This is a genomic window from Jeotgalicoccus sp. FSL K6-3177 (genome assembly GCF_038050175.1).
Taxonomy (GTDB): domain Bacteria; phylum Bacillota; class Bacilli; order Staphylococcales; family Salinicoccaceae; genus Jeotgalicoccus; species Jeotgalicoccus nanhaiensis.
In genome coordinates this window covers 1,663,205-1,679,415 of record NZ_JBBOSK010000001.1, presented here as the reverse complement: position 1 = coordinate 1,679,415, position 16,211 = coordinate 1,663,205, and the positions used below count along the sequence as shown (strand labels likewise).

13 protein-coding genes and 7 tRNA genes are annotated in these 16,211 nt (G+C 38.4%); 15 read left to right on the top strand and 5 right to left on the bottom strand.

Features of this window, described 5'->3' with window-relative positions; translation table 11 throughout:
• Nucleotides 1-42 precede the first annotated feature (42 nt).
• Nucleotides 43-759, top strand: coding sequence for a deoxynucleoside kinase (locus MHH58_RS08330; protein ID WP_341345603.1), 717 nt, complete (start codon nt 43-45; stop codon nt 757-759).
• 185 nt (nt 760-944) lie between these two features.
• Nucleotides 945-1,145 (top strand): cold-shock protein, encoded by a 201-nt coding sequence (locus tag MHH58_RS08325; protein WP_115884025.1) that lies wholly within the window; start codon nt 945-947, stop codon nt 1,143-1,145.
• A gap of 39 nt (nt 1,146-1,184) precedes the next feature.
• On the opposite strand, the gene MHH58_RS08320 is transcribed toward MHH58_RS08325, so the two are convergent.
• Both MHH58_RS08320 and MHH58_RS08315 read right to left on the bottom strand, forming a co-directional pair.
• Nucleotides 1,185-1,628, bottom strand: a complete 444-nt coding sequence (locus MHH58_RS08320) for a PH domain-containing protein (protein ID WP_341345602.1) — start codon at nt 1,626-1,628, stop codon at nt 1,185-1,187.
• Nucleotides 1,629-1,860: 232 nt separating this feature from the next.
• Nucleotides 1,861-2,724 carry a VOC family protein gene (locus tag MHH58_RS08315; RefSeq protein ID WP_341345601.1) on the bottom strand — a complete coding sequence of 288 codons (864 nt, stop codon included), beginning with the start codon at nt 2,722-2,724 and terminating at the stop codon, nt 1,861-1,863.
• Between the two features lie 129 nt (nt 2,725-2,853).
• On the opposite strand from MHH58_RS08315, the gene MHH58_RS08310 reads away from it, so the two are divergent.
• Entirely contained in the window at nt 2,854-3,183 is a 330-nt protein-coding gene (locus MHH58_RS08310) for a winged helix-turn-helix transcriptional regulator (protein WP_135098961.1), read from the top strand.
• Nucleotides 3,184-3,224: 41 nt separating this feature from the next.
• Here MHH58_RS08310 and MHH58_RS08305 read toward each other — a convergent pair whose 3' ends face one another.
• The gene (locus tag MHH58_RS08305) at nt 3,225-3,785 is read right to left on the bottom strand and encodes a thermonuclease family protein (protein ID WP_341345600.1); all 561 of its coding nucleotides are present in this window, start codon (nt 3,783-3,785) and stop codon (nt 3,225-3,227) included.
• Nucleotides 3,786-3,913: 128 nt separating this feature from the next.
• On the opposite strand from MHH58_RS08305, the gene MHH58_RS08300 reads away from it, so the two are divergent.
• Nucleotides 3,914-4,645 (top strand): MerR family transcriptional regulator, encoded by a 732-nt coding sequence (locus MHH58_RS08300; protein ID WP_341345599.1) that lies wholly within the window; start codon nt 3,914-3,916, stop codon nt 4,643-4,645.
• 21 nt (nt 4,646-4,666) lie between these two features.
• Here MHH58_RS08300 and MHH58_RS08295 read toward each other — a convergent pair whose 3' ends face one another.
• Nucleotides 4,667-6,193, bottom strand: coding sequence for an FAD-dependent oxidoreductase (locus MHH58_RS08295; protein ID WP_341345598.1), 1,527 nt, complete (start codon nt 6,191-6,193; stop codon nt 4,667-4,669).
• Nucleotides 6,194-6,374: 181 nt separating this feature from the next.
• On the opposite strand from MHH58_RS08295, the gene MHH58_RS08290 reads away from it, so the two are divergent.
• From MHH58_RS08290 to MHH58_RS08260, 7 genes are all read left to right on the top strand, one after another.
• Nucleotides 6,375-6,446 (top strand) — tRNA-Met (locus MHH58_RS08290).
• A gap of 22 nt (nt 6,447-6,468) precedes the next feature.
• Nucleotides 6,469-6,544 (top strand) — tRNA-Asp (locus MHH58_RS08285).
• A gap of 20 nt (nt 6,545-6,564) precedes the next feature.
• Nucleotides 6,565-6,637, top strand: a tRNA-Phe gene (locus tag MHH58_RS08280).
• A gap of 19 nt (nt 6,638-6,656) precedes the next feature.
• Nucleotides 6,657-6,730 (top strand) — tRNA-Gly (locus tag MHH58_RS08275).
• 9 nt (nt 6,731-6,739) lie between these two features.
• Nucleotides 6,740-6,811 (top strand) — tRNA-Asn (locus tag MHH58_RS08270).
• A 3-nt stretch (nt 6,812-6,814) separates the two neighbouring features.
• Nucleotides 6,815-6,886: transfer RNA gene (locus MHH58_RS08265), tRNA-Glu, on the top strand.
• Between the two features lie 38 nt (nt 6,887-6,924).
• A tRNA-Ser gene (locus MHH58_RS08260) sits at nt 6,925-7,011 on the top strand.
• A gap of 322 nt (nt 7,012-7,333) precedes the next feature.
• On the opposite strand, the gene MHH58_RS08255 is transcribed toward MHH58_RS08260, so the two are convergent.
• A complete protein-coding gene (locus MHH58_RS08255) occupies nt 7,334-8,923 on the bottom strand; it encodes a DUF4041 domain-containing protein (RefSeq protein WP_341345597.1) in 1,590 nt (529 codons plus the stop codon).
• A gap of 625 nt (nt 8,924-9,548) precedes the next feature.
• On the opposite strand from MHH58_RS08255, the gene fadX reads away from it, so the two are divergent.
• The 4 genes from fadX to fadB are packed head-to-tail and all read left to right on the top strand — an operon-like array spanning nt 9,549 to nt 16,206.
• On the top strand, nt 9,549-11,114 hold the full coding sequence (gene fadX, locus MHH58_RS08250; protein WP_341345596.1) for a fatty acid degradation protein FadX: 1,566 nt from the start codon (nt 9,549-9,551) through the stop codon (nt 11,112-11,114).
• Between the two features lie 17 nt (nt 11,115-11,131).
• The gene (fadD, locus tag MHH58_RS08245) at nt 11,132-12,646 is read left to right on the top strand and encodes a long-chain-fatty-acid--CoA ligase FadD (protein ID WP_341345595.1); all 1,515 of its coding nucleotides are present in this window, start codon (nt 11,132-11,134) and stop codon (nt 12,644-12,646) included.
• A 50-nt stretch (nt 12,647-12,696) separates the two neighbouring features.
• Nucleotides 12,697-13,902, top strand: coding sequence for an acyl-CoA dehydrogenase FadE (gene fadE / locus MHH58_RS08240; protein WP_341345594.1), 1,206 nt, complete (start codon nt 12,697-12,699; stop codon nt 13,900-13,902).
• Between the two features lie 45 nt (nt 13,903-13,947).
• Nucleotides 13,948-16,206 carry a 3-hydroxyacyl-CoA dehydrogenase/crotonase FadB gene (gene fadB / locus MHH58_RS08235; RefSeq protein WP_341345593.1) on the top strand — a complete coding sequence of 753 codons (2,259 nt, stop codon included), beginning with the start codon at nt 13,948-13,950 and terminating at the stop codon, nt 16,204-16,206.
• Nucleotides 16,207-16,211 lie beyond the last annotated feature (5 nt).

Below are 16,211 nucleotides of genomic sequence, written 5' to 3'. Positions count from 1 at the left end.
TTTACATAAGTTTAAGAAAAAAATATAAATTTGGTGAAAAAAATGAACCATGGAAAAGGTGAAGGTAAATTGATTACATTAGCAGGAACAATTGGCGCAGGGAAGACAGAGTGGGGGAAAGTTATAGCGAGACATTTTGAAGTCGAACTGCTGGAAGAAAAAGTAGACGGCAATCCCTTTCTGGCGAAATACTACGAAGACCCGGAAAGATACAGCTTCCATCTGCAGGTATTCTTCCTGAATCACAGATTCAAAGCAATTAAGAAAGCAATGGCTCACCCCAATTCTGTTTTAGACCGTTCCATTTATGAAGATGCGATGATCTTTGCGAGACTGCAGTATGAAAACGGCTCGATGGATGAAGAGGAATATGAAACCTACCTCGATTTACACGAGAATATGATGGAAGAACTTAATGATTTATATAAACAGCAGGTGCTGTTCAAAAAATCACCGGATTTGATGGTCATGGTCCACGGTTCATTTGATGAAGTGATGAAAAGAATTAAAAGACGGGGCAGAGACTTCGAGCAGATTGAAGGCAATCCCGGTTTATATAAATATTATCAGGATCTTTACAATCTGTATGAAAATGAATTTATCACTGAATACAAAAACAAGGAAATATCTCCTGTCTATGTAATTGATATCGATAAGATGGATTTATTTAAGCCGGAAGATGTGGAAGCGGTTGTTAAAGGCATCGAAGAAACTTTGAAAAGAGACAGAGGATTCATTCATCCGGAAGAGCTGGAGTAAGTTTTAAGGATAAATAAAAAAGATTCTTATAAATAGTTGACATTTACACAAAAGCACTGTAGTATATAAAAGGTAGTTCTTAATCAACAAATATTTTAATTGTTTCATTCGTTTGAAAAACTCTTAAAATTTTTACATTAACAATTGCAAATATTTAAGTGCAAAAGCACTAGGAGGTTTTTTCTATGAACGAAGGAACAGTAAAATGGTTTAACTCAGAAAAAGGATTTGGATTCATCGAACAGGAAGCTGGAGACGACGTATTCGTACACTTCTCAGCAATCCAAGCTGATGGTTACAAAACTTTAGAAGAAGGACAAAAAGTTAACTTTGAAATCGAAGAAGGACAACGTGGCCCACAAGCTACTAACGTCACTGCGATATAATATAAAACTTTCAAGAGACAGCCGAGGCTGTCTCTTTTTTTATTTACTTTGATAATCAGCGTGAGGTGCACGTTTCTTCAACTCTTCTATAAATAAATCTTTGTTTTCAGGTGATATTTTCACGCTGCCGAAACCGATACTTCTCGAATGTATCTCAATACCGTCTTTAGAAGTCATAATTCGGTAGCCGGAAATAAAATTCCCAGTCGGATGTACTTTATAAATATCTCTGTAAGGAATTTTACTGCCGAAGAATACCGACTTTGCCTGCAGATAATCATCATAAAAAATATATCTGGTATTAAAAGTTATCAGTATAAGCAGAAGAATTGTAGGGATAATAACTATAAGAAGCAGGATGATGGTTGAAAAGGACAAAATTTCACCTAAAAGGAACGGTAAAACCCCGGCTAATGCTATAACAGCAATTGATAAAAAAATCATTATACTGAAAGGCAGGTCAATTTTCGATTTAAAAGTCATACAAATGCCTCTTTTCTCAGTTGGTAAACATAATTGTAGCAAATAATAAAGAAAAGCCATACCCTGGGTCTGGGTATGGCTTTTATAAATGTGTAAACATAGATTAAAGTAGCTGAAAATGATTTTTTATTAATAAGAGGGGGCCTATTAATTTATAACTGATAATCATTTTCAATTACTAATATACAATCTTAATGAGAATGAGTCAATCCTAATTGAGAATCTCTTTCAATTATTTGTGACTATTCTGTGTCTGCATTCTGATGTGGTTGCCGGAAGGGTCCACTGTCAGTGTATAACCATCTTCTTTTTCAGCAGTAAAACCGAGAGCTTTAAGTCTTGATACTGCTTCATTCAGAGCTTCATCGGAAGGGTAGACTACAGTATAATAATCGAGACCGATACTTCCTTTTTCGGGAGCAGGAGCGCCGAGTCCATTCCAGATGTTAGCTGCGATATGGTGGTGGTATTTCTCACTGCCCATAAATAGTGCCTGTCCGCCAAAGTTCAGGATGACTTCAAATCCAAGTCCTTCTGTATAAAACTCATCAGTTTTTTGAAGTTCACTGACGTGAAGATGAACGTGCCCAATTATAGTATCTTTTGGCAATCCTTTAAAGTCCTCGGGGTCCGGTCTGTTTTTAAGAAGATCTTGTGCGTTCAGCGGCTCAGTCACCATATGCACCTGGTTATCATTCCAAATCCAGTGTTCTGGCTCTCTGTCTATATATATTTCGATTCCGTTGCCGTCCGGATCATCCAGATAAAGTGCTTCACTTACATGATGATCTGCTGAGCCTAAAGGTATTTGCTTTGCCGCAAGATGCATTGTCATTAAGGCGAGGTCTTCTCTTTCAGGGAGAAGGAGGGCGAAGTGGTACAAGCCTGCGGAACGGGGATGTGTGCGTTCTTTGTCTGTCTGGTTTAAAATAAGAAGTACATTTTCACCGTCGGCAGTTAATTCGGCGATTGTTTCGTTCTGGTTAAGCACTTGAAAGCCGATTGTTTCAGTATAGAATTTTAATGAACGTTCTAAATCCTTTATATTTAATGATACTTTTTCTACGTAAGTTGCATTTCCATTATGGAAGGTCATATTGTATTCTCCTTTTTGGTAACTTTATGTAACTAAGTATATATTATTCATCAAGTAATAGCAAGTAATAGATTTTACTTTTATTAGATGCTTTTTTGTGATATTATATTTTAACAAGGAGTGATATAAATGTCTCAAAATGAAATGTGCCCCCGCTTTGAAAAAGCGGTGAATATATTAAGTCAAAGATGGACTGCGCTGCTTATTTACCAGATGCTGGACGGTAATTCGAGATTCGGTGAAATTCAGGCGGCAACGGGCGTCAGCGGTAAAGTGCTGTCGGATCGTTTGAAAAGCATGGAACAGGAAGGTCTTATCAATCGCGAAGTCATTCCGGAAACACCTGTAGTTATCAAGTATTCTTTAACGGAAAAAGGTTTGTCACTTGAACCTGTGTTAAGGGATATTGAAAAATGGTCTCAAAACTGGATTGAAACAGAAGGCAAAGTAGAAGCTTAAAAAATTAAAACTGGGAATCCGATTCAGGATTCCCAGTTTTTTTATTCTGACCAGATTCCGAGTCCTTCACTTTTAGCTTCATCTTCGGCCTCTTTCAGCAAATCTTCATATTTGTCATTAGGCGGATGTACATACTCCGCGGTGGCGAGACCTTCCCTCACAAGAATTTCATTGACCATTTCGCCATCAGCATATACATACGCTAAATAACGGTCATAGTGATCCTGTTTTTCTTCATCAAATTCTACAGTTATTGTATCAGCATTATCCAGCAGTTCCTGTGTTCTTTCGAAAGCTTCTTCAGCATAAGGTTCATCCTGTTCACTGTTTCTTCCGATTTCCGGCGTATTGATAATTAAGTATCTGAAGCTTTCGGAACTTCCGTTGTAATTAAAACGCGTCGTATCACCGTCGATATGCTGGTCGACTGTTACCTCGTTATCTGCAGAAACTTCTTCATTATCTTCACCGGCAAAATTATCATTGTATACTGTGACCCCGATAAATAGTAAAAGTATTACAATCATTCCCGGGAGACCCAGTCTTTTCAAATGTCTCGGCCGGATAAATTTATTGTTCTTCCTGTTGTTTTCTGATGCCATTATCGCTCATCCTTTTATAGTAAATACTACTTCTATATTATAGTTTTTACCCTGTTAAAACAATTATAAAATTAGCGTTGACCTTGACGTTGTGTCATAGTTTATACTCAAATTTAAGAGGTGAGGAAATGAAAATTAAAGAACTGGCTGAGCTTTCAGGCGTGAGTGTCAGAACGCTGCATCACTACGATGCGATTGGATTGCTGACACCAGAAACTGATGCTGTGAACGGCTACCGCAACTACTCGGATGAAGATATATCAAGACTGCAGCAGATTCTATTTTTCAGGCAGCTGAATTTTAAGCTGAGGCAGATCAAAGATATACTGGACAGCCCGCACTATATTAAAAGAGAAGCGCTTCAAATGCAAAAGGATATAATCTTAAAAGAACAGGCAAGGTTAGAAAGTATTGTAAAACTGATAGACAAGACAATCAAAGAGGAAAGAGGAGAAATAACTATGACAAATGAAGAGAAATTTGAAGGTGTGGATTTTTCACAAAATCTGTATGAAGATGAGGCAAGAGAAAAGTGGGGGAGTCAATCTGTTGATGAGTCAAAAAAGAATCTCAAAAAGATGGGTACAAAAGACGCTGAACAGAAGTTTAACAGCATCTATACTGAACTATCAAAAGTGAGACATATGAAAGCTGATTCAAAAGAAGCGCAGGCACTTATTCACGAATGGTATGAATTCTTAAATGAAATAGGGGAGTATACTCCTGAGATGTTTAAAGGGCTTGGAGATATGTATACAAAAGATGAAAGGTTTAAACAAAACATCGATAAATTTGGAGAAGGACTGGCTGATTTCATGCAGCAGGCAATGACTGTATATTATGAAAATCATAAAAAATAATCCCTGAGGAGGGATTATTTTTTATTTGTATGGTCTGATATCAGTATCCAGATTATCCGTTGCCGGTCCTTCAATCACTTTGCCTGTGTAATTAAACCTTGAGCCGTGGCAGGGACAATCCCATGTTTTATCATCATTGTTCCAGTTTAAACTGCAGCCCATGTGGGTGCATCGGTTAGATACGACATAATAAATATCGCCGTCGCGGTAGACACCTTTTTTCGCCGGGCCGTCTTTTGCAACAGTCCCTTCACCCTGATCGAGCTCGAGCGTATCGAAATCCGGATGTGATTCTGCCAAATTTTTTATTTCTGACTCCGCAACATGCACCGGATTTGTTAAGTGCTGCTTTAACTGCTGTAAAGTTCCTTTTTTACGTCCGGGGTCGAGCATTTCTTTATACATATTATTTTTACCCTCTGCCAAGTCGCTGATTATCATCGAAGACAGAACACCATTTGCCATACCGTATTTGTTAAATCCTGATGCGACAAAATAGTTTTCATTCTTTTTGTTAAAATAACCGATAAAAGGCAGGGAATCCGCGGTCATTAAATCTTGTGCTCTGTAAGCATATAAGGTTTTTTCATTTACAGTTTTCTGTCCTGCGTAATGCTCCAGTTCGTCGAGCTGCTTGGCCATATCTTTTTGCTCGTAAGAACCGTGGCTGAGACCGCCGAACAGGAGGAGAGGCAAGGCATTGTTCTTATCCACGATATTCCTGATTGACAATCCGGCGCCGTCGTAACCGCTGAGCGAGATGTTTTCCGGTATCGGAGTCGATGTTTCCGCGACGAGGCCGTAGCCGTAACTGATTTTAAAACTGTTAAAGTAGAAGTTTTCAAGATCGAGAAATGGAAAGTGAGTTGCAATAATCAGGTAATCAAAAGTTATTTTGTAATTATCAACTGTTGAAAGGGTATTGCCGTCAGCACTTTTAGCACGTGTATGTTCATATATAGTTACGTTAAGGCCCTGCAGCACTTCGATGATTCCTTTTAGAAACTTAAGAGGGTGGAATTCAGCCTGGTTTTTCATAACGAGTCTTCCCGCTGTTTCAAATGGAAGATTATTTTGGTCTTTTGATAAGTAGCCATCAATAGAAAGTTCTTTATATACTTTTTCTTCCTTTTCAAGGTCTTTCACTGATTTTTCATGTTCAGCATAAATTACGCTGTCTGTCCGTTTGAAGTCGCAATCTATGTTGTATTTCGTTACAATACGCTCAATTTCTTCGATCGCACTCATTTGTGATTCATAATATAATTGAGCAGTATCGGCGCCTTTCTGGCTTTTCAGCTGACTGTAAAGTAAACCCTGCTGTGCTGTTATTCTTGCAGTGGTATTTTTTGTAGTGCCGCTGACTAATTCATTACCTTCAATTAAAGTTACGTCATATCCTTTTACAGCGAACTGGTAAGCATTCATTAAACCGCTTATACCGCCGCCTGCAACCAGCACATTTGAATCTGTGTTCTCTTTAAGTTCGGGAAACTTCGGCAGTTCAACCGAAGCAGACCAGTACGACTGATTAACATCCTTATTCATGAGACCCCTCCTGTTAAATATTTATAATACTCTTACCCTAAAAATGGCAATTCAACTTTATGATTTCAAAAATTAAGAAAGTGTAAATTTGTTATATGAAAATGATTAAAAAGACTTGAAATATCCGGCGGAAACCTATAGTATATATAACAGACATTAAATATATGTTAAATAATATTAGCGCGGGATGGAGCAGTGGTAGCTCGTCGGGCTCATAACCCGGAGGTCGGAGGTTCGAATCCTTCTCCCGCAATTTTATATTTTTACATAAGAGTGGTCCCGTGGTGTAGCGGTTAACATGCCTGCCTGTCACGCAGGAGATCGCGGGTTCGATTCCCGTCGGGACCGCCATTCAAAATTTTATATAACACGGTTCAGTAGCTCAGTTGGTAGAGCATGTGATTGAAGCTCACAGTGTCGGCGGTTCGATTCCGTCCTGAACCATATTTACTTTATTACCTTCGCGGGTATAGTTAAATGGTATAACCTCAGCCTTCCAAGCTGATGTTGTCGGTTCGATCCCGTCTACCCGCTCCATCTTATTATTCCACAGTAGCTCAGTGGTAGAGCTATCGGCTGTTAACCGATCGGTCGTAGGTTCGAGTCCTACCTGTGGAGTCTGGCCCGTTGGTCAAGCGGTTAAGACACCGCCCTTTCACGGCGGTAACACGGGTTCGAGTCCCGTACGGGTCATACTCAGAAGTGTAATCGCACTTCTGTTTTTTTATTCTGGATGATTGGCCGAGCGGCTGAAGGCGCACGCTTGGAAAGCGTGTAAACGTTAACTCGTTTCAAGGGTTCGAATCCCTTATCATCCGTTAGTAGTTTTTTTGAACTCCACTTTAATTAATGAGAAACCCCCTTAAGTTGAATTTTAAAAACCAACTTAAGGGGGAGTTTTTATATACATAATAAATATTTAATAAGTTTTGAACTTAATAACAACTTTTTCAAAGAGCAGAAGACTAGGTTGAACTTTTTGAGTATAGATTCTTTGCACTGAAAATGTTGATGATTCCACGATTTTATTGTCTTTATTTTTTAATTCATGCATCAAGAATTAATTTAAATAAAATTGTAATTATAAAAATGCTGACTACCTAAAAATGTTCTTTTAGGTGGTCAGCTTATTAAATTATTTTATACTTGCTGAGATGTTGATTCAATCAATTTAAGAGTTTCCCGATATTGGTGGGCTTCAGCCTCCATCTCAAATCTTACAGTATCGTTATGTTCTTGTAGCACGACATTTTTAATTTCTTCTAAATTAACTTTAAAGAATTCTTTTCTTGGATTTATTTTATTGAGCTCATGTTCTTTGAAGTATTTATGCAATGTATTCTCAAGTTTAGGCGCATCGTCGCTGAAAATAATCGCATGTATATCAAACTCAAACGGTACTGATGCACTGCTTAACTCTTTAATTCTATCTCTTGGTTCTAACCTACGAGTAACTCCAATTTTATATATATTTTCTCCGAATGACCCTACATTACTAATGATATAGACGTATCCTGCACGCGTATTTTCAAGTCTCTTATTAATATTAATTTTATTGTCTTGTAAAGATCTAAGTTGTTCTTGCAATTGTTTAATTTTTTCTGCATAAACTTCTTTTTCTGCATCATTAGACGTGTTTTGCATATACTTTGTAAGTTTATCTGTTTCATTTTTAAATTGATTTTCTTCTTTTTGAAGCTTAGTTAAAGCATTATTTAATTCTTTTTCCGCTTTCTGTTCTTCAGCGATTCGTTCTCTTTCTTCTTTGCGGATTTGTTTCTCTTGTTCTAATGCAATATTATATTGAGCTATTAAACTAAGTTGATCTAATTTGTTAATCAAAACTTCTTTATTGATTTTCACATTGTCTACTTCAAACAGTTTATTTAATTGTTCATATGTCTTAACCAACTTATTATGACTATTCTCAACATTTTTATGAGTCATTTTACTGAAAATAAAATCGCATTCAACGTTAAACATCCTCAGTATTTGTCTCTGTTGTGATTTATGTTCGCGTTTATTTATGATATCACTATCTTTTAACAATGACTTTACATCATCTATTTCTTTTTCTTTTAACTTTAATAAAGTGAGTTGAGTTTTTAAATCGTGTGAAGAAGGGATTTGTTCATAATTGTCAAAAGGTAAAATTAAATCTTTATTATATTCTTTAATTATAGGAGCGGAATTTTTCTTTGATGAATTTAAAATATCTGTATAATAATTAATTTTTTCTTTTAATGAAGTGACTAGTTCTCTGTGATTCTTAATTTCAAATTCTAATTCATTTTTTTGATTTTTAAGTTTTTCTAATTCAATGATATATGAGGTTTTTGCAGTGTTATATTTATCTGTTTCTTTTTTGGCGTAGTAATCATCAATATCTTTTGTTACATTTAATAAATCGTTTGGTCCAGTTAAAGTAGAACTAATGAATGAATGGCTTCTCTCATCGTGTAAAGACATAGTTACAATACTATTTTCGTTTATAACTTTCATATCTGTAATTTCATCATAATTATAAATTTCTTCAAAATGGCCAAGTATTTTAGGGAAAAATAGAATAATACGTTTATTAGTTGTACAGATTAACCCGTCTTTATTTCTCAACTGATTTCGATCTGAACTCACCGTTCCTTTTATCTTTGAATAATAAAATATTTTTTCGTCCGGACGTAAAACTTTTTTCTCTATTAATGATAATTCAATAGGTATTTTCTTAGACATTCAAAATTCTCCTTTAATTCTAATATATGTAACTTTAACTTATAAATAATAGGGCATAGCCCTTATTGGTTAATTTTTAAAATATAAAGTGCTTTATATATTTATTTATCATATGTCTACTTTCTTTCTTTACTTTTTAAAAGATTGTCGAATTCTTTTTATAAAAAACTTAAATGTTTTGAATTCTAAATAATTTTAACAGTGAAAGTAACTATAGGCAACAATGGTTTTGTGAGGTTTCGACAAATTTGTGCAGAAAATTATTAAATTGATTTAGAAGCATGAAGTGGACGGACCAATTTATGGTACTCGGCCATTTTTTTACATTAAAGTCAAGTCATAATTATTTCATATTGAAGTTATAAATGTTTTCTGAATATTTTTTGTAGAAAGACATTAAAAAACGTTGAATTATCAATGCTATCAGTAGTTATAGACTAATTAATATAAGCTGGTACTAATAGTTAGTATGAAATTATATAATGGAGAATTTTTAAAAATAATGAAATGAAACCGTTTACAAAAATTGAGCATGGTGGTACATTTGAAAAAGTGAAGGGGATAAATAAAAAAGGATCATATGCTGAAATTTTAAATGAATATAACAAGGTCGGGAGAATAGAGTATGGAGATTATTTCATATGATGATTTAAGGAATATCGTAAAAAGCGGTGATGTCATTTCCATTGCCGCTCTGTCTACAGGAAACTTGCCGATGGAAGTATTAAAGCATTTGGCAGAACAGCATGATGAGCATGGGAATCTCGATAATTTAACCTTTGTCGTCGCGAATGATATCAGCGATTTTGATGATGGTTTTGATCTCGATTCTTTTGTCTCGCGCGGCATGGTTAAAAGAATTATCACCAGTCTTATGGTCGCTTCTCCCGTTACTGTTGAAGCGGTTAAAAACAACGAGATTGAAGCTTATTTTCTGCCGCAGGGTATCATCGCGATTTCTTACCGCAATCAGGCTTTTTCTTCACCGGGGACCATTACTAAAATCGGATTAAATACGGTTGTGGATCCCAGACTTTCCGGCGGGAAAGTGAATGATGCAAGTCGTGATGACTTAGTATCCTTAATGAAGATTAATAATGAAGAGTATCTGCATTACGATTTTCCGAAGATTGACATTGTTCTTTTGAGAGGGACATATGCTGACGAGGATGGCAACATTTTCATGACTCATGAATCGCATCTCGGTGAAGGTTTCAGTGCAGCTTCAGCTGCAAAGAAAAATAACGGCAAAGTAATCGTCCAGGTGAAAGAGATAATTGCAAAGGGGAGTTTCAATCCGCGGGATGTGTTTGTTCCTTCGGAGCTTGTCGATTATGTCGTTATAAACAAAAATCCAAAATATCATAAGCAGGTGATACAGACATATTATGATCCCGCTTTATCCGGCCATCACAGAATTTCGCACAGTAAAGAGAAGTTTTTGGAGTTCGGCGCGAGAAAAATTATTTTACGGCGTTCGGCACAGTTTTTAAAACGCGGGCATGCGGTCAGCATCGGTTACGGAATTAACAATGAGCTGTCTAATGTGCTGCGTGAAGAGCAAGCTGATCATCTTGTCAAATTGAATATTGATACCGGTATATTCGGGGGGATTATCGGAAGCAGAAATCATTTTGGCATGAACTATAATCTGGATGCAAGAATGCGTCACGATATGACTTGGGATTTTATTTTTAACGGGGGCCTCGATATTGCATTTCTAAGCTTTGCTGAAATAGATAAAGCCGGTAACGTGAACGTTTCTAAGTTTGGGGAGAGAATGAACGGCAGCGGCGGTTTTATCGATATCAGTCAGACAGTTAAAACTTTGATTTTTTCAGGAACGATGGTCGTCGGCAGTGAATCGCACTGTAAAGATAATGAACTGGTAATTGATTCAGAAGGGCATTCCAAAAAATTTGTCGATACTGTTCAGAGTCTGGATTTCAATGCGGATTATTCAAGAGAACTTGGCCAGGATGTCTATTATGTTACTGAGCGCGCTGTCTTTCAGCTGACTGATGAGGGGATGGAATTGATTGAAATTGCTCCGGGCCTCAGTCTAGAAAAAGATGTTCTTTCGCAAATGGATTTTAAACCGAAAATATCGAAGGATTTAAAAGTAATCAAAAGCGAACTGTTTCAGGAAACCTGGGGGAAATTAGCAGAGACAATTGAAAATAATCATTAACAAAGGGGAAGATGTCAATGAATTATGATTGGATTAAAACAAGATCGGATTACGATGAAGTCAAAGCAGCAGTAATAGACCCGCAAAAAGGGACGGAATGGTCATTTCAAGATTTAAATGCACGGGCGGAAAACCTGGCAAATTATTTAACAGACCAGGGTATTAAAAAAGGAGACGTTGTCGGTATTTTTGCACCGAACGATGTATCGATATTCGACTTATTATTTGCCTGCTTTAAAACAGGAGCGGTTTATATGCCGATGAACTGGCGTTTAAAACCAAAGGAAATTCAAAGTGTCATCTCAGATTCAGGTGTGAAAATGATTTTTTATTCACTTAGACACAAAGAAAGTTTAACCGGCACGCCGGAAGGACTGCTGCATATGGATATCGATTCACCGGAATACGATAAAATCTGTGACCCGGAAAATCATAAACCGTTTAAAACGGCAGATGTAAAAAGCGATGAACTGGCTGCATTAATGTATACGAGCGGAACGACAGGACTGCCTAAAGGTGTAATGTTCACCTATGATTCCTTTGTCACGAACTTAATTAATACAGCCTTAACATACAGAACGCATTCCAAACAAACGACAATTCTGTCGACACCGATGTTCCACGTGTACGGTTTAAACGACACCGCCTTACCGTTATTAATGGCAGGTGGAACGCTTGTGCTGCACCGCTACTTCGACGGTGCTGAACTCAACGATCTGATGGCGAAATACGAACCGGATTATTTATCGCTGATTCCGACGATGTATTACGCTATGCTCGTTGCGGATAACTTTAACCTTGAAAGCTTTAAAAATATCGAATATCTCATTCAGGGAGGATCAGCACCGCTGCCGGCCGTTCAGAAAAAATTTGAAAGTATGGGACACACGCTGATTAACGGTTACGGTTTAACGGAAGCGCCGCTCGCTATGGTAAATACGTCGGATAATGCCAAAGTTAAACCGATGAGTATCGGTAAACCGGTATTGTTTACAGATATAAAATTACTCGATGAAGATAAAAACGAAGTAGCACCGGGTGAAATCGGAGAACTTGCGGTCGGCGGCAAACAGGTGACGCCGGGTTACTGGAATAAACCGGATGTAACGAAAGAGTCGTTCTACGGCGATTATTTCCTGACTGGAGATCTTGCGAAGATTGACGAAGACGGAGATATATTTATCGTCAACCGTAAAAAAGAACTGATTATTACCGGCGGGGAAAATGTGCTGCCTTCAGAAGTTGAAGCGGCACTGTCAGAGCACCCGATAGTCAGAACAGCAATTGTTGTCGGCTATGAGAGCCCGGAATATGGGGAGTCGGTTTCTGCATTGATAGTGCTGGCAGAGGAAACTGAGAATTTTGAAGAAATACTGGACAAGCATATCAGAGAACGCATTGCAGGCTACAAGATTCCAAGACTTTATCTCGAGATGAAAGAAATTCCATTGAACTCAACAGCTAAACCGGACCGGCTCGAAATCCAGCGTTTAATGAACGACAAAGCTCAGGAAAACGGCATAGCCCAATAAAATTTTAACTTTATTTGAAAGCGTTATCTTATAAAGCGGAGGGAAATATTATGACAGAAAAAGAGCAGATGCTTAAAGAATTGTATCCGGAAGATTTAATGAATGTATCGAAAGAATTGACTGAGGGAGAAGTTAAATTTTTAAAACAGCTGGACGAGCTGCTGGAATCGAAATACCGCGATTCAATCAACGATCACTGGGTGAATGCTACAGTACCCGAAGACTTTTTTGAAGAGATGGGTAAATTGAATTATTTCAGGAATCCTCTATTATTTGAAGGCCGAGAAGGAGCGCAAACACCGAGCCAGCTGTTCCAGTTCTTTATGTCCTACACAGTGGCGCGTTTCGATGTATCGCTGGTAACAGTGCTTGGTGTACATCAAGGGCTCGGCCATAACGCCTTTTTATTCGGCGGCTCAAAAGAACAGGTTGCACATTATATTCCTAAACTGCAGTCTCATGAAATGAGAACATGTTTTGCCTTGACTGAACCGGATCACGGTTCGGATGTTGCAGGAGGTCTTGAAACAACCGCTAAGCGTGAAGGTGATGAATGGGTGATTAATGGTGCAAAAAAATGGATCGGGGGCGCCAATGTTTCGGATGTCATTCCACTCTTTGCTGTAGATGTAGAAACTGGAAAGCCAAAAGGATTTATTATCAGGCCGGAACAGGAAGGCGTAGACATCGATATTATCGAGAACAAAATTGCCCTAAGAATTATTCCGAATACAAATATTCGTTTAAATAATGTAGTCGTTAAAGAAGAGGACAGATTGCAAAACATAAACAGTTTTAAAGATATTGCCAAAATACTTTATTCTACACGTGCAGGCGTATCTTACATGGCTACAGGGGCCATGGCCGGTGCACTCCGCGCAACGCTTGACTACGTCACAGAACGCAAGCAGTTCGGCAAAGAAATCAGCAAATATCAGCTGATTCAGGAAAAACTTGCGATGATGCAGGGTAACTTGTCTCATGCGATGGCCTTGTCAGCTCAGCTTGCGCGGATGCAGGAGAACGGCGAGTACGATGAGGTGGCAACATCCACTGCGAAAATGATGAATGCCTTAAGACTGCGCGAGTCGGTGTCAATGGGGCGCGGAATTACAGGCGGAAACGGCATTCTGGCAGAGTACGATATAGCGAGATTCTTCTCCGATGCTGAAGCTGTTTACACGTATGAAGGCACACACGAAATCAATGCCCTTGTAATCGGCAGAGCCTTAACCGGTGACTCCGCATTCATTTAAGGAGTGTCCGATAAGTTAAAGATAAAATAATTTGGAGGGTTTTTCATGACGATAAGAAAAGCTACAGTGCTTGGCGGAGGGGTAATGGGCAGTCAGATTGCTGCCCTGCTCGTTAATGCAGGCTTAAAAGTAAAATTACTCGATATAGCAATAGATGAAAAAGATCCTAATAAAATTTCCAAGAAAGCTTACGAGATAATCACGGATAAAAAACGGCCGCAGCTGTTTGACTTAAATTTCGCATCGAATTTAACATACGGCAACTTCGATGACGATCTACAAGGTGAAGATGACGCTGATATTTATATCGAAGCGGTTAAAGAAGAACTGGAAATTAAACACAGTGTCTGGAAGAAAGTAAAAGAAGTTGCAAAAGATAATGCCTTATTTGCAACAAACACATCGGGTATTCCGATTGAATATATCGCTAAAGTATTCAATGATGATGAGCGGAAAAGATTTTTCGGCATGCACTTCTTCAATCCGCCGCGTATTATGAAGCTGGTTGAAATTATTCCGCTTCAGGATACTGCAGAAGAATCGGTAAAACGAGCTCAGCTCTTTGCAGAAGACAAACTCGGCAAAGGTGTCGTGGTAGCAAACGACGTGCCCGGTTTTGTAGCAAACCGCGTCGGTACACAGACGATGAATGATATTATGCACCGGGCAGAAGAAGAAGGCATATCGATTTCCGATACGGATGCACTCACCGGGAGAAGTATTGGACGTCCAAGTACGGGCACCTACGGCTTGAGTGACCTCGTCGGTATTGATATTGCAGTGACAGTAACAAAAGGACTGCAGCAGGTGCCGGGTGAGGAGAAGTTCTTTAACGATACAAAAATAGCCGAGAAACTTGTTGAACAGAGTGCGCTTGGAAGAAAAACAAAAAAAGGGTTTTATAAAAAAGAGAAGAATAAGATAATCGTATTTGATCCGGAAAAGAATGACTACGTTGAACAGTCAAAACCTGAATTTCCGATTCTCGGTAAATTCAGTAAAGATTTAAAAGAAAATATGGATGTTATTTTTAATGCTGATGATAAAGCCGGCTTATTTTTATGGAAAACCTTGAGAAATAACTTTTACTATTCAGCCTTAAATGTGCCAAAAGCAGCTTCGGATTACAGAGATATCGACCGGGCGCTTGTCTGGGGATTCAACTGGAAAAAAGGACCGTTCCAGCTGTGGGACCTGATGGGCTTCAGCCGAGTTAAGGATCGTATGAAAGAAGAACTTGGAGAGCTGCCTGAATGGATTGAAAAACGCACTGAGTCTTTTTATAAAGATGGAGAGACCATTGAGCGGGTAACACCGGTAAGTGATTTTATCGAGAGTGAAATCTGGAATCGGGAGGATTCCAAGCTCTCGGTAGTTAATACAGACCAGCTCTTGTTAAAACTGCAGAGCGGCAATAACATTATTTCTAACGGTTTTGCCAAAGATTTAATAGAAGCGGTCGATCTTTTAGAGAGCGAAGATTTTTCAAGTATGGTTTTATACGCTGACGGCAGAAACTTCAGTGTTGGAGCCAACCTGTATATGATGAAAAAAGCACATGAAATGAAGAAGGTTGAAGAATTAGTCGGACCAGCTATAGATACACTTCATAAAAGCTTCAACCGCATGAAGTATTCACTGAAGCCGATAGTAACGGCTGTACAGGGCAAAGCACTCGGCGGAGGCTGTGAGTTAGTGCTGCATTCTCCATTTGTTGTTGCAGCAAGTGAAACATATATCGGCATGGTTGAAGCGGGTGTCGGGCTCTTGCCGAGCGGCGGCGGACTTGCTGAAATGTCGGACCGTATATTAAGTACAAATCATAAGCACGATGACAAACAGCAGTCTATGAGTGAGGTGCTGACGAATATCGGTATGGCAAAGGTTTCAACGAATGCGTATGAAGCGAAGAGATACGGTTATTTAAGAGATACCGATTCAGTTATTCTTAATGTGGAGAAACGCGTGGAAGCAGCTTTAAATAAAGCGCGTCTGGAATCAGAAATGAATTACATTCCTAAAGCTGAAAGAAAGTATATTGCTCTCGGACGTGACTTTAAAGCGCTGGCAGAAGGAATGCTTGATGCACAGCGTCTCGGTAACTTTATTAGTGATCACGATTACGAAATTACCTTGAAGATTGCAGAAGTATTATCAGGCGGAGATATACCGCGCAACACTTATGTAAATCAGCGCTATCTGCAGAAACTGGAAAAAGAGAGATTTTTAAATCTCCTGCAGAATGAGAAAACTTACGCTCGCATCAGTCACATGCTGGAGACAGGGAAACCGCTCCGTAATTAGTAATA